Annotated in this window: 14 protein-coding genes; 8 read left to right on the top strand and 6 right to left on the bottom strand. The window is 45.8% G+C overall.

Annotation, left to right across the window (positions count from 1 at the left end; translation table 11 throughout):
- Position 1 precedes the first annotated feature (1 nt).
- On the top strand, positions 2–1,429 hold the full coding sequence (gene hydA, locus NST74_RS28150) for a dihydropyrimidinase (protein WP_341115556.1): 1,428 nt from the start codon (positions 2–4) through the stop codon (positions 1,427–1,429).
- Positions 1,429–1,680, top strand: a complete 252-nt coding sequence (locus NST74_RS28145) for a hypothetical protein (protein WP_076120218.1) — start codon at positions 1,429–1,431, stop codon at positions 1,678–1,680. The genes hydA and NST74_RS28145 overlap by 1 nt, the downstream gene beginning before the upstream one ends.
- Before the next feature lie 284 nt (positions 1,681–1,964).
- Here NST74_RS28145 and NST74_RS28140 read toward each other — a convergent pair whose 3' ends face one another.
- The gene (locus NST74_RS28140) at positions 1,965–2,489 is read right to left on the bottom strand and encodes a GNAT family N-acetyltransferase (protein ID WP_341115551.1); all 525 of its coding nucleotides are present in this window, start codon (positions 2,487–2,489) and stop codon (positions 1,965–1,967) included.
- Positions 2,490–2,671: 182 nt separating this feature from the next.
- Between NST74_RS28140 and NST74_RS28135 the strand changes: the two genes are divergently transcribed.
- Together NST74_RS28135 and NST74_RS28130 are read left to right on the top strand one after the other, a co-directional pair.
- Positions 2,672–3,289 carry a TVP38/TMEM64 family protein gene (locus NST74_RS28135; protein WP_341115549.1) on the top strand — a complete coding sequence of 206 codons (618 nt, stop codon included), beginning with the start codon at positions 2,672–2,674 and terminating at the stop codon, positions 3,287–3,289.
- A 44-nt stretch (positions 3,290–3,333) separates the two neighbouring features.
- A complete protein-coding gene (locus tag NST74_RS28130) occupies positions 3,334–4,248 on the top strand; it encodes an aldo/keto reductase (protein ID WP_076120221.1) in 915 nt (304 codons plus the stop codon).
- Between the two features lie 8 nt (positions 4,249–4,256).
- Here the strand turns inward: NST74_RS28130 and NST74_RS28125 are convergent, their stop codons facing one another.
- From NST74_RS28125 to NST74_RS28110, 4 genes are all read right to left on the bottom strand, one after another.
- A complete protein-coding gene (locus NST74_RS28125) occupies positions 4,257–5,768 on the bottom strand; it encodes an aminotransferase class V-fold PLP-dependent enzyme (RefSeq protein WP_341115546.1) in 1,512 nt (503 codons plus the stop codon).
- Between the two features lie 124 nt (positions 5,769–5,892).
- On the bottom strand, positions 5,893–6,369 hold the full coding sequence (locus NST74_RS28120; RefSeq protein ID WP_341115545.1) for a DsrE/DsrF/DrsH-like family protein: 477 nt from the start codon (positions 6,367–6,369) through the stop codon (positions 5,893–5,895).
- Positions 6,370–6,610: 241 nt separating this feature from the next.
- The gene (locus NST74_RS28115; RefSeq protein ID WP_341115544.1) at positions 6,611–6,928 is read right to left on the bottom strand and encodes a hypothetical protein; all 318 of its coding nucleotides are present in this window, start codon (positions 6,926–6,928) and stop codon (positions 6,611–6,613) included.
- 54 nt (positions 6,929–6,982) lie between these two features.
- The gene (locus NST74_RS28110; protein WP_042131454.1) at positions 6,983–7,606 is read right to left on the bottom strand and encodes an acetate uptake transporter; all 624 of its coding nucleotides are present in this window, start codon (positions 7,604–7,606) and stop codon (positions 6,983–6,985) included.
- A 336-nt stretch (positions 7,607–7,942) separates the two neighbouring features.
- Between NST74_RS28110 and NST74_RS28105 the strand changes: the two genes are divergently transcribed.
- The 4 genes from NST74_RS28105 to NST74_RS28090 all read left to right on the top strand — a co-directional run bounded on the left by NST74_RS28105 (position 7,943) and on the right by NST74_RS28090 (position 11,921).
- The gene (locus NST74_RS28105; RefSeq protein ID WP_076120223.1) at positions 7,943–8,860 is read left to right on the top strand and encodes a prenyltransferase; all 918 of its coding nucleotides are present in this window, start codon (positions 7,943–7,945) and stop codon (positions 8,858–8,860) included.
- A 133-nt stretch (positions 8,861–8,993) separates the two neighbouring features.
- Entirely contained in the window at positions 8,994–9,770 is a 777-nt protein-coding gene (locus NST74_RS28100; protein ID WP_341115542.1) for a DUF6081 family protein, read from the top strand.
- 38 nt (positions 9,771–9,808) lie between these two features.
- Positions 9,809–10,762 (top strand): 1,4-dihydroxy-2-naphthoate polyprenyltransferase, encoded by a 954-nt coding sequence (gene menA, locus NST74_RS28095; RefSeq protein ID WP_341115540.1) that lies wholly within the window; start codon positions 9,809–9,811, stop codon positions 10,760–10,762.
- Positions 10,763–10,925: 163 nt separating this feature from the next.
- Complete coding sequence (locus NST74_RS28090) at positions 10,926–11,921, top strand: Gfo/Idh/MocA family protein (RefSeq protein WP_341115538.1); 996 nt, start codon at positions 10,926–10,928, stop codon at positions 11,919–11,921.
- Positions 11,922–12,064: 143 nt separating this feature from the next.
- Here the strand turns inward: NST74_RS28090 and NST74_RS28085 are convergent, their stop codons facing one another.
- Positions 12,065–13,423, bottom strand: a complete 1,359-nt coding sequence (locus tag NST74_RS28085; RefSeq protein WP_076120251.1) for a dicarboxylate/amino acid:cation symporter — start codon at positions 13,421–13,423, stop codon at positions 12,065–12,067.
- Positions 13,424–13,495 lie beyond the last annotated feature (72 nt).

The following is a 13,495-nucleotide window of genomic DNA, read 5'->3' as shown; positions in this document are numbered from 1 at the left end:
GATGAAGAAAATTATTAAGAATGGAATCATTGTTACCGCAGCAGATACTTATACAGGCGATGTGGCTATTGAAAATGGTGTTATTACAGCGATTGGTCTCCATTTGGAGTCTCCAGGTGCGGAGATTATAGATGCCTCTGGGTGTTATGTATTTCCTGGCGGTATTGATCCGCATACGCATTTGGATATGCCTTTTGGCGGTACAGTTACAGCGGATGATTTCGAGACGGGAACCATTGCGGCTGCATATGGCGGAACGACTACAGTTATTGATTTTTGCTTAACAACCAAAGGACAACCGCTACAGCAAGCCGTCAATACATGGCATCATAAGTCGCAGGATAAAGCGGTTATTGATTATAGCTTCCACCTTATGGTTTCGGAATTAAACGATAAAGTACTGGGCGAGCTTCCGGAGATTATTGAGAATGAAGGCATTACCTCACTTAAGGTATTTATGGCATATAAGAATACTTTTCAGGCAGATGACGGCACACTTTTTAAGACGCTACAAGCCGCGAAAAAAGAAGGTGCGCTTGTGATGGTGCATGCGGAGAATGGGGATGTCATTGAATACCTGGTGGAGCAGGCTTTAGCCGCTGGCAATACCGACCCGATCTTTCATGCGCTGACCCGCCCACCGGAGCTGGAAGGTGAAGCCACAGGACGCGCGGCTTATTTAACCGAACTGACGGATTCACAGCTGTATGTTGTACATGTGACCTGTGCGGAAGCCGCTTGGAAGATTGCTGAAGCGCGTAAAAAGGGACTGCGTGTCTACGGCGAGACTTGTCCACAGTATTTAGTGCTGGATCAGACGGCGCTGGAAAAGCCTAATTTCGAAGGCGCCAAATACGTGTGGTCTCCGCCGCTGCGTGAGCAGTGGAATCAGGATGTGCTATGGGATGCGCTGTGGAGCGGAAGCTTGCAGACGATTGGCTCGGATCAATGCTCCTTTGATTTCAAAGGACAAAAGGATCTGGGACTTGGTGATTTCTCCAAAATCCCGAATGGTGGCCCGACCATCGAGGATCGGTTTACGATTCTATATTCGGAAGGGGTGCAGAAAGGCCGGATCTCGTTGAACAAATTCGTAGACATCATATCGACCTCCAGTGCCAAGCTGTTTGGATTGTATCCGCAAAAAGGCACAGTAGCGGTAGGTAGCGACGCTGACTTAGTCATCTTTGATCCTTCTGTAGAAAGAACACTTTCTGCGGACACGCATCATATGAACGTCGATTATAATGCGTTTGAGGGGTTTGATGTAAAGGGAGAGCCTGTTTCCGTCCTCAGTCGAGGCGAGTTTGTAATTCGAGATAAGCAATTTGTCGGCAAGGCCGGTTCGGGAAAATATTTAAAACGCAAGCGTTTTGCATCGGAGGCCGCTCTTCCGTCTAAGGCGGAAATTAGCGGAGGTGTAGTCTAATGTCTGCTTATGCGGAATATGCCAAAGAACAGCAAGAGATCGACGGGCTGCTCTTTAAAGGATATACAATTGCCAGTATCCAAGAGGACTTGGACGGCGCTCGAATAAAGTTTGTTAGAGGGGAACCGGCCAAGAGCTCGATAGAGCTATTGTTGCTGACGGCAGATGCCCGTAAGTATGTGACCACCGTTGTGGTTGCGGGTTTGATGGCGGCTGGTGAGCAGGCCAATTGTTACAGTGGAGAGGTTTGAGGTGAATGAATTGAAAGCCGAGTAGTAAGCTTCTAGATCAGGAGGCTTGGTGCTCGGCTTTTTGTGTGTCCGTAGCTGCTTCGCGGCTCGTAATATACTTTTTAGGGAAATTCTCCCCAAAATTAACCGATTACGGCCCGAACTAGATGTTTTAGGGAAAATCTCCCTAAAAAACACTAAAATAAGGCCGATTTTGTTCCAAACCGCTAAAAATTAGGGGGGGGTTCCCCAAAGTGCAATTTTTATCGTTTAAAAGACCAATAATTAGGGAGGGTTTCCCTAATCTATTTATCCTTCTGCTCACGCTCTGTACGCGCTATATACTCATGCCGTAAGATGGACATGATATGCAGAGATTCAAAGCGTTCACCTACTTTTATGCAATCACGTAGAGTGCCTTCCAGTGTAAAGCCGCAGCTTTCATAGACATGCCGTGCCCTGGTGTTGTGGTCTCTAACATCTAACCATAGACGATGCGTTTCAGTGCTGCAAAAGATCCAGTCGGTCACGAGACGAAGCGACAGCTTGCCATACCCAAACCCCTTGGAATGGATGACTATTCTTTTAATGCAAACGGTAAGATGGGTGTCTTGAAGCCCTGTTACGATCATATAGCCGACTCTTTTCCCTGTGCTGTCCCAAATTGTAAGGTGTAGAATATCTGGATCTTGGAGAGCTGTAGTGTGCTCCTCCTTACTCCATTGACCGATGTAGACGCGGTTTAGTTCACTTTGTTCAATGGCTAGAACGAACGCTAAATCCTGCTTAGTGGTGCGTTGTAGATCCAAGGCTTCTGAATGGAGAATCATAACCATGCGCCCCTGTCTCATATGTATTTTCTATCTATGGTAACGGATGATTAGCTTGCTGTCATTCATGTAGTTCTAGCTTGTTTTCTTTATATTGGAAGGGCTGTAGGAATGATCGAAACTTCGTGTATAATTGAGACCAGGTGTTAAGAATTCCAATCGGATGAGGAGATCAGCTGGTTATGTACTATCTTGATATTATATCTTGGCTTACAGAGGATAATCTGCGGCATCTGCTTGAACAATATCGTTCGTTTGGGCCCTTTCCGGGCATCGCATTAACGTTTATGAAATCATTTATACCACCACTACCAACTATTGCAATCGTAGGATTAAACGGGGCTGTATATGGTTTATGGTTAGGTTTTTTGTATTCTTGGCTCGGTTTGGTTGCGGGCTGTGTGACAACATTTTGGATTATTCGCAAAGTAGCTTCGCATCGGTATCTGCGAAAATGGGCAGAACGGCCAAAGGTAGCCAAAAGTATGACTTGGGTGCGGCAAAGCGGATTCAGTTATGTGTTTCTGCTTAGTATATTCCCGGTAGGGCCCTTCGTTGTAATTAATATGGCTGCTGGTCTTGCTGGGATGAGATTTCGCTCATATCTCCTTGCACTGACTGTGGGCAAAGCAATCATGGTATTTGCGGTTTCATACATTGGCAATGACTTGGAACGCTTCATTCGCCAACCATGGGAGATCATCTATGTCTTAGTATTTATTGGACTGTCGTTATGGGGAGTTAAAGCTATTGAGGCGCGATTCGCTAGAACGGTGCAAGATGGAAATAAGGTCGCTTAGTCCTGTGAATGAATTATTTTGATAGAACAAAGGAGGAAATGATGATGAAATATCGTAAACTTGGCAGTACAGGGATGAATGTATCGGTGATCGGCTTGGGTACTTGGCAGTTCGGTGGAGAATGGGGCAAGGATTTCACTCAAGCGGAAGTTGACGCTATGCTGGATAAGGCTGGAGAACTGGGCATTAATCTGATTGATACGGCAGAGTGTTATGGAGATCATTTGTCTGAGAAGTTCATCGGGGGCTATCTGGCTCGCCGGAAGCGTGAGGACTGGATTGTGGCTACGAAATTCGGGCATCATTTTCAGGGTCATTTGCAGCGGGAACAGCTATGGCGTGCTGAGGATGTGCTGAAGCAGCTGGATGATTCACTGCGTGCACTCCAGACCGAGTATATCGACCTCTATCAATTCCATTCCGGAACCGATGAGCAATTCGATAATGACAAGCTGTGGAGTATGCTCGACAGACAAAAGCAGGCAGGCAAAATCCGTCACCTTGGTGTCTCGATCAGCGCATCGGGCTCGGGTGTACATCAGACCTCTGCGGCAGCGGATGTGCAGGCAGAGGCCATACAAGTAGTATATAATCGGCTGGATCGTCAACCGGAGGAAGAGATTCTTCCACTCTGCATCGAGAATCAATTAGGTGTGTTGGCGCGTGTTCCGTTAGCGAGTGGTTATTTAAGCGGCAAGTACAAGCCGGATGCGGTATTTGGTCAGGGTGATGTGCGCGCTAACCATAAAGAGGATGTAAGACAAAAGCAGCTGCGGGCTGTAGCTGAAATTGCTGCCAACGAAGTGCCTTCGGGTCTTGATATGGCGCAGTGGGCTTTGGCGTGGTGCCTTCAGCATCCCGCAGTAACCAGTGTGATTCCGGGTTGTAAGAATGTAGAACAGGTTATTTCCAACGCCAGTGCTGCTGATCTGGACATGGTGAAGGATACTGCGCAATAAGCTGGAAACTACACCGAAAAAAGCGCTTTGACCTTCGCTTCAGCGGGATCCTCATTGTAGATATGAGTCCAGCTGTTCGTTGAAGCATCATAAAGATAATCCTGCTTCCATTGCTGGATATGGATCACGATATTTCGTATAGCGGATACAATTCTCTCTACCTCCTGATTCGTCATAATGGGGTGTAGAGAGATGCGGATCCAACCCGGTCTAAGCGACTGGTTTCCTACGGTAATTGCCTCAGCGATTTGAGCAGATTGCGCCCACCCTAATTCAAGAAGGTAATGCCCATAAGGACCTGCACAAGAGCAACCACCCCGGGCTTGTATACCGAAGCGATCATTCAGTAGTTGGACTGCTAAGTTATAATGGATATCACGTAGTGTAAAAGAGACAATCCCATGGCGTTCTGTATGATGCCCAGCCAGTAAAGAGCACTCGGGTATGAAGCGGAGTCCGTTCATTAATTGCTGGCACAGCTCGTGCTCTCTAATCGCCATATAATGACCGTTTCCATTCATTTGGTCCTTCAGTTTCACACATAATGCCGTTCGAAAGGCTTGCAGAAACCCCGGCGTTCCCCCGTCTTCCCGCATCTCAATTTCATTGGTGTAACGGCGTCCTCCCCAAGGATTGACCCAAGCCACTGTACCTCCACCCGGTTCGTCAGGAATACGCCCATTACTTAGTGCTTCATCAAAGATTAGAACTCCGTTCGTGCCCGGTCCACCCAGAAATTTATGCGGAGAAAAAAAGATCGCATCCAGCTTCTCCAGTGGTGAGACCGGATGCATATCGATAGGCTCATAGGGAGCACTAGCGGCAAAATCTACAAAACACAGGCCTCCGTGACGGTGCATCATCGCGGCAAGCTTTTGGTAGGGAGTCTGAATTCCGGTCACATTGGAGCAAGCCGTAAATGAACCGATTTTCCAGTGGCGATGCTGATATAACTTTAACTGCGCTTCAAGCTGCTGAAGATCTACATTCCCGTCCTCTCCGGGAGGGACAGTCACAACGTCACCAATCCCCTCCTGCCAGGGAAGGATATTGGAATGATGCTCCATATGGCTGGTGAAGATCACAGGACGTTCCTCCATCGAATGGGAGCTATAGTCCTGAATCCACTCAGGGAGTCTTAAACCCATGATACGCTGCAGCTTGTTTACGGCTCCCGTTGTTCCATTTCCGCAGAAGAGCAGGACGTCCTGAGGGCCGGCATTTACATGCCTTTTGATGATTTGTCGTGCTTCATGATAAGCCAGTGTCATGGTTAATCCGGTAGTGTTGGAGTCTGTATGCGGATTGCTGACATATGGACCGAAGGCTTCCTGCACCTTCCGTTCGATCGGTTCATATAAACGTCCGCTTGCAGTCCAATCAGCATACAGCAGTGGCTGTCTACCATAAGGTGTGGTGATCTGATGCCGAATTCCAATGGTGTGCTCGCGAAAAGTTTCGAAATGGTTTTGTAGTGAAGCGGGCGTCTCTGCAGAAGAGTTGTGGATGATGTTTAGCACGGATTTCCCTCCAGCCCGTACACCGTCTATTCTAAAGTTATAGTGTGTTTTCGGCGTACCAGTAGTTTCTATGGCACCAGTATATGCTTGCTTGGAGAATTGGGTTAAAGCCTAGCGATATCATTTAAATAAATAATTGGACGTCGCTTTCTAGTGCATCTTTTATATACGCCGCAGCATCGATAATCTCGACCTCGGGCAGCAGTTCCTCTGTTTTAAAGCCCATGATCTCGACGGAGAGCTTGCAGGCATAGAATTTAATGTTTTTTTTACGAGCCCCTTTCAGAAAATGAATCAGCTTCGGTGCGCCTTGCTCCTCCATCATTTCTTCTAACATCATTCGGCCCAGCCCGCTGAAGTTCAAATGGGAGAGAGGTAGCTGTCCAGGCCCCTTTGGCGTAATAACATCCATCAGCTTCTCATAAATACTCTTATCCTCGAGTGTCATTTTTTCCGGATCACGCACCAGAAACAGGCCCCAGAAAGAGAAAAACATCGTAACCTCGACATCAATATCTCGCGCGGCATTCGCTAGGATCAGTCCAGCCATAGCTTTATCGTATTCTCCGCTGAACATCAGAAGATTTATTTTTTTACTCACCTGCATAGTCCTCCCGTTACTTATTTTGAATTATAAGAAAGTATAAGTTTCACGATATACTTTATCCTTATAATTCTCGCATAAACGTTTAGCGTCCTTAAGAGGACGCCGAAGGCGTTTTAGCTTGGAATGTCATTAGTATGGTTATGGAGGGGAGAAGTATGCGAAGGTACCTTTCGAATTTACAAAAAAAGCCCCCTTACGGGAGCTTCATAACCTTTATTTTGTTACCTAGCTTCTACTAATGTACTTCAGAATCTTTGGATTCTGGATCTAAGGTGCTGCGGATATCATGGTAACGGGCGGAAAGCCAAATGCTTCCGGTAAATAATACGATGAGTCCAAGCACGATAGAGAATCGCCAGTCGCCTGCTTTGAAGTTCAGCTGGAGAACCGTTAGTACAAGCGAAACCTGGGTCCAGACCATTGTTCTTTTGCGAAAAGCCGCAATATCTCCAGTCATCTTTGGGATATTCCGAATGATCAAATAGGCAATAACTGCGAGAATAAGCGCAAATATAGCGGTTACGGCTAATTCAGAAGAGGATAGGACATGCATGGTCTCAGGCATCCTTTCGGCTTGCAAAAGTTAGGGTTCAAAAAAGGTGAATTACTATTTCTTGAAGATACCTAGCGGAGCTCCGATCGGTAAGAAAGTGCGTCCAAAATGAGCGTTTAGCACAGAAGCGCCACATCCGTATAAGGACACGACACCAATTCCAAGTTCGGCACAAGCAGCAAGCTTATGGAAGAACTCAGGAGCAATGCCGAAGGAATCAAAAGTGAGTCCAAGAAAGAGGAAATCTATCAATACAAAAATGATAAGCAAAACTCTATTAGCCTCAACCGCGCCAATGGTCATAAAGATCGTGAAGATCAAGTAACCCAGAAATACAAATCCGAGCTGCTTAGGATCTACAGCCTCTGCAAGCGTTGGGCCGAATACGCCGAGCTTGATTAGCCAGCTGCTAGCCATGCCGAACCAAAAGAAAGCGTAGGCGCCAAAAGCGGTCATACCAAAGGTGTTGTTGTGCTTAGCATCTTGAATTGCGGCGAATAGTTGAGCGAATGCTCCCAGGAAGATAGCCCAAGGAATGACGTAGCTAAGTCCTGTTGTAAGTTCAAGCTTCTGTGAAGAAGCAACCAATGTGACAATAGCCAGTCCGAAAAGCCCGATGGCGCTAGGGTCTGCGGTGACGATTTTGACAGATTGGGTGTTAGGGGATTGCGCTGACATGACAGTAAAAGCCTCCATTATTATATATAGTTTTACGCTCTTAAAAACAGCACTCAAAGAGCGCTGCTCATAGGCTTGCCTATCATATCATATCGGTATGTGCTTGCCTATAAAACAACACTCATTTTTTGTTGTAAAATGGTGGTCTAATGATAAATAAAGAAGTTATTGTCAGGTCCAGCTTCAATTATCAGGCTCCTAAGCCAAACAAACGGAGAAACTATGCCAAGATTAGACATTATATGCAGTGATATTCTTCACAATCTGTTGAAAATTGATGTATAATAGTCAGTGATAATTATTATCAAGTCATAAAGAAAAGGCGGTAAGCTTGAAGTGAACAAATGGACATTATTTACCAAGGCGACCCGGTTTTGGAGCTTTTCTGTTATGCTCATCCCGATTGTTTTGGGGACCGTTGGGGCATATGTATGGGAAGGGACTTTCCATCCGGTTTTATTTATTCTTACCTTAATAGGGGCGATTTCGGCGCATCTATTCTCCAATATGGTGAATGATCTGTGGGATTTCCGCAATGGAACGGATACAGAAGCAAAGAATTCCGCTGGTGAAATCAGCACAAACTCCGGGCTACTCACAGGTGGGATCCTCTCGGAGTCTTTTTATGCAAGGATGACCTGGAGTATGCTGGCGATTGCCCTAATCTGCGGTGGAATTCTAAGTATATATAGCGGTTGGAACATCCTCTGGTTTGTGCTTGTGGGTGCTTTAATTGCTTATTTCTATGTAGCCCCGCCACTGCGTTATGGATATCGCGGTAAGGGATACAGCGAGATGGCTATCTTTATAGCTTTTGGGATTATGCCTGTGTTAGGTTCCTTTTTCGTACAAACCGGTCATTTTAGTCTGAAGCCTGTAATTCTTTCATTGCCGGTTGGATTCTTGACTACATTACTGTTGTTTAATCACCATTTCCTACACTGGAAAGCAGACGAGCAGGCGGGTAAGCTTACGCTTGTTGTAGTATGGGGGGAACAAAAGGCACTTGTATTCTCACGTGTACTTCTTTTCACCGGTTACGCCTCTGTTGTAATCTGTGTACTGATGGGCGTACTTCCAGTTTATGCACTGTTGGCCTTGGTTACAGCCTTCTGGCCGATTCGTATTTATCGTGGACTGAAGCCACATAATGCTTCGCCAGCTTATATCCCGCTCATGGGTGCTTCACAAAAAGCCTCCGTTCGTTGCGGAGTGGTGATGGCAGCAGCATTACTAATTCAAGGATTATTCTGAAAATATAAGAATATATAGGTTTCACGCTATACATTATCCTTATATTTCTCGCATAAACGCTTACCGTCCATTAGGGACGCTGAAGGCGTTTTTGCTTGTACTAATAATTAACATACAGAAGGAGTGAGCTTTCATGGAAAAGAAGGACAAGGAATTAATGAAGGAAGAACAAAACGCTAAAGGCAGCCAAATGATTCTTGGAGACTTCCACTCTATTTTAGAAGAAGGAAAGGTTTGGAAGACAGGTGGATTTACACTGCCTGATGGATCGTTCTGGGCTTATCGTGAACCGGAAGCGGTAGTTATTGTTCGTAATGATACGCTCTATGTACGGGCGAAATTATCCCGTGAGAACCATCAAGTACAAATTCTAGACAATGCTAAGCATATGTATTACTCCGCGGAGCCAGTGGTAATTCCTGAGGCGGGAGAGATCAGCTTTGAGCTGCAAATTCGCAGCCGTACACAAGGAACGGCACCTGGAGATTTGTACGACGGTTATGTATCGCTGAACTTGCTTGATTTTACGACAGGTGCGGCGCTTGACTTTTTTGCGGGAAATGATAAATACGCTAGTGTGTATGGTATTCTGCCGTTCCCGGGGGTACAAGTACCAGAGAGCACAGGCACGAAATATTTCTGCATCTTTAAAGAAGATACGGATTTCAAACCACGTGAATTTAACACTTACCGCATTACGTACCACCGTGGCAACGATGAGGCTGTATTCTATTTGAATGGCAAAGAAGTACGCCGTGAGAAAAATATCCCGATCAAATTCAACAACTTTACAGTGGCGCTCGGAATTATGACAGAGAAGGATCTGAGTCCTGAAGGCAGCGTGTCTGTGCATGGACAAACGGTTATTGCAGAATGGTCCCCAGTGAAGATCACAACGACTGAACAGTAATGCCTTGCAGGCTCATTTGATAAATAAGGGTGTATGGTGTGAATATTAAAAGCTTTCTAAGATTTGTGGAGCTGCCGACAAAAGTAGCCAGTATGATTCCCTTTCTAATGGGAACGCTGTATGCCCTGTATCGGTTTGAGGATTTTTATGTGTTACGTTTTGCGATGATGTTCGTTTCTTTGCTTAGTTTTGATATGGCGACAACGGCGATTAACAACTATTACGATTTCAAAAAAGCTTCCAAAACCCACGGCTATGGCTATGAGACACATAATGCGATTGTACATTTTAAGCTAAAAGAGAGCACCGTTGTGGCGACGATTGTTATTTTGCTAGTTCTGGCTGCAGGGGGCGGGATTGCGCTTGTTACGCAGACGGGTTTGCTGGTCTTTTTGCTGGGTGGGCTGTCGTTCTTAATAGGTATTCTTTATTCGTTCGGGCCGATTCCGATCTCGCGGATGCCGTTAGGTGAGCTGTTCTCAGGTTTGTTTATGGGCTTTGTCATTATTTTTATCTCTGCCTATATTCATACAGATAATCATGTGGTATCCCTGGTGCTTCAGAGCGGTTGGGCCAGTCTGAATATCAACATTGTGGAAGTGCTGTACCTGTTCTGGTTCTCTGTTCCCGCGATTCTGGGGATTGCAGGGATTATGCTCGCTAATAATATTTGTGATATTGATGAAGATGTGGAGAACCGCAGGTATACGCTTCCGGTCTATATTGGCCGCCGCAATGCGCTCGTGCTGTTTAAATATCTCTACTATGTCTCTTATCTGGATCTTGTAGTGCTGCTGATCTTGGGGATTAACCCTATTCTTGTCTTGGCGATTCTACTTACACTGATTCCACTACACCGAAATATCGATGTATTCACACGGAAGCAGGAGAAGGCGAGTACCTTTATTCTTGCCGTCAAAAACTTCGTGCTGCTGAACGCGGCGCGTATTGCTGTGCTTGCTGCGGCGGTGCTGTTAAATAGGATAATGTAATTTTTCGCCTGAATTAAAAAGCAGTATCCATCGGAGTCTAAGCTCCTTTGGCTGCTGCTTTTTTGCGTTGTAACAGTTCTTTTCTATTAGTGATGAGTTTCATTCTATGATAAGGTGTCTTAAAGTATAGTAACTAATCCAAGGGAAGAGGTGTGTAGCCATCATGGTACAAAAACTTCGGTGGGGAATCATAGGCTGTGCGCAGATTGCGACAGGTTCAGTGATGCCAGCTATCATGAATTCAGATTCAGGAGTGATTACAGCGGTAGCAAGTCGTGGCTTGGAAAAAAGCAGCGCTGTAGCCGCAGAGTTCGGAATAGAGAAGGCATATGGAAGTTATGAAGAGTTACTTGCGGATAAAGAAATTGATGCGGTGTATGTTCCGCTCCCTAATCATCTTCATCGAGAATGGGTGATCCGTGCGGCAGAAGCAGGTAAGCATGTGTTGTGTGAGAAACCGATCTCGCTGAACAGTGCAGAGGCCGCAGAGATGGTGAAAGCATGCAATGATGCAGGCGTTCACTTAGCAGAAGCGTACATGTATCGGCATCATCCACGGATTGCTGAACTCCAGGACATTATCGCTAGCGGTGAAATCGGAGAATTACGCTCGATTCGAGGTACATTTACTTACAATGATGCTACAGACACTTCAAATATTCGTTTTAAATCGGCTTGGGGTGGCGGCTCGCTTTATGATGTTGGTTGTTATCCGTTAAGCGCGGCGCGACTGTTGTTTGGAACGGAGCCGGAAGCTGTGTCTGTGCATGCGAAGTTCTCCCCTGAGCATGATAATGTAGATATGATGGCCTCAGGGCTGGTAGAGTTTCCAAATGGTTTAAGCTTGATCTTTGATTGCGGCATGTGGGCATATAACCGTCAGCTCTTGGAGATTCTTGGGACTGAGGGGCGAATTGAGGTGCCTATGCCTTTCAATGCTAGAGACGAGGATGCGGAATTCTTTGTGTACACTGGTGATGAGGTGAGACGGGTCGATGCCACAGGGGCTAATCCATACATTCGGCAGGTGGATGATTTTGCAACCGCTGTGTTCACAGGTAAGAGACTCATTGCACCGGAGGATCCGGTGCTAAGTATGCGGCTGGTTGAAACCTGCCTTGCTTCAGCAAAACAACGGCAAAGAATTAGCATGCTGTAACAGCTGAATCTAATATAGATGTATGCGAAAAAACCTCCGGCTTTCTGCTATAAGCAGATAGTCGAAGGTTTTTTATATTTCTCGCATAAACGCTTACCGTCCTCTAGGGACGCCGAAGGCGTTATTGATTGCATGTTCGGATTTTAAACTGTGCTCAAAAGAATATCATCTTCGTCATCATTGCTATTAAAGGCTTCACGGTCAAATTCACCTTCTGAATTCGCGACCAACAACGCGGTTACAGCTGTTCCTGTTGCATTTACAGCGGTACGACCCATATCGATGAGTGCTTCTACACCTGCAACGATAGCGATTCCTTCAAGCGGCAGACCAAGAGCGGTTAAGACTACCGTAGTGGAGATTACGGCTGGTCCAGGTACGCCAGCTACACCAATAGAAGAGATAATACTTACTAAGACCAGCGTAATGTAGTCAGTCCAGTTCAGATCAATACCGAATACTTGGGCGGTAAACACAGCCACAATTGCCGGCCAAATGCCACCGCACGCATTGAAGTTGACCGATGCTCCTAACGGCGCAATAAAGCTAGCGATCCGCGGGGAGACATGAAGGCGCTTCGTAATGACTTCAAGATTGACAGGAAGTGTTGCGTAGCTGCTTCTAGTCGTGAAGGCAACGGTAATGGTTGGATAGATTTTGCGGAAGAAACGAATTGGATTCACCTTCGCTACTAATAGAACCAACCCGCCAAAGATAAGAACAAAATGTATAATCATTGCGACATATGAGGTAATAATTACACTGCCCAGCTCCTGCAACGTTTCCCAGCCATAACGCGCGGTAATTCCTGCAATCAGTGCGAAGACACCGTAAGGCGTCAAGCGAATAATGAATTTCACGACCTGATGCAGTATCAGTGTCAGGGATTCAATAAGATCACGTACAGGTTTCACGGCTTCCGGTTTCTTGGAGCCAATTTTGATTATAGCTACTGCTAGGAAGATAGCGAAAATGAGCAGAGGCACAACCTTGCCTGTAGCTGCTTCATTCACAGGGTTGGATGGCACAAGGTCCAGAATAACCTGAGAGAAGGTCGGAATTTCCCGAGCGGCGAAATCTGCAGGTACGTCCTGTTGTATCCCTTGACCAGGATTGAACAGTAATGCAACAGATAGGCCAATAATAGAAGCGATACCCGTCGTTCCGAGGAACCAGGCGAAGGTTTTGATTCCTATTTTACGCAAATACTCCAGATTGGTTAAGGAAGAAATACTGTTCAATACGAGTACAAATACTAAAGGAATGACGAGCATGCGGATCAAGCTGACATAAATGCTGCCGAATGTGCTGATGGCTTTGGTCTCTAAATCGAAGTATTGAAAGAATATTCCGGCAATTAGTCCGATGCCAAGTCCGATGAGTACGCGAGTACCAAATCCAATGCGTTTACGTGCCAGTAGAAACAAAATTGCAAAAACAAATATGGAGGCTACAAATCCATACCAGTTCGTTTCGATGGCGGATAACAAGTTGTTATCTATGTTCACTACCAATACCCCCTTAAACCTAGTTTTTTAATATGATTAATCCTATTGAGATCAATCTATATAGAA

It is taken from the genome of Paenibacillus sp. FSL F4-0125 (assembly GCF_038008565.1).
In the GTDB taxonomy this organism is placed as follows: Bacteria; Bacillota; Bacilli; order Paenibacillales; family Paenibacillaceae; genus Paenibacillus_AQ.
Note: the sequence above shows the minus strand (reverse complement) of the source record. Positions and strands in the feature narration are given on the sequence as shown.

Excerpts from the sequence above, each read along its gene's own strand:
- hydA (WP_341115556.1), top strand. The coding sequence starts at position 2 with ATGAAGAAAATTATTAAGAATGGAATCATTGTTACCGCAGCAGATACT.
- NST74_RS28130 (WP_076120221.1), top strand. The coding sequence starts at position 3,334 with ATGAAATATCGTAAACTTGGCAGTACAGGGATGAATGTATCGGTGATC.
- NST74_RS28115 (WP_341115544.1), bottom strand. The coding sequence starts at position 6,928 with ATGCATGTCCTATCCTCTTCTGAATTAGCCGTAACCGCTATATTTGCG.
- NST74_RS28135 (WP_341115549.1), top strand. The coding sequence starts at position 2,672 with ATGTACTATCTTGATATTATATCTTGGCTTACAGAGGATAATCTGCGG.
- NST74_RS28100 (WP_341115542.1), top strand. The coding sequence starts at position 8,994 with ATGGAAAAGAAGGACAAGGAATTAATGAAGGAAGAACAAAACGCTAAA.
- NST74_RS28140 (WP_341115551.1), bottom strand. The coding sequence starts at position 2,489 with ATGATTCTCCATTCAGAAGCCTTGGATCTACAACGCACCACTAAGCAG.
- NST74_RS28145 (WP_076120218.1), top strand. The coding sequence starts at position 1,429 with ATGTCTGCTTATGCGGAATATGCCAAAGAACAGCAAGAGATCGACGGG.
- NST74_RS28090 (WP_341115538.1), top strand. The coding sequence starts at position 10,926 with ATGGTACAAAAACTTCGGTGGGGAATCATAGGCTGTGCGCAGATTGCG.
- NST74_RS28110 (WP_042131454.1), bottom strand. The coding sequence starts at position 7,606 with ATGTCAGCGCAATCCCCTAACACCCAATCTGTCAAAATCGTCACCGCA.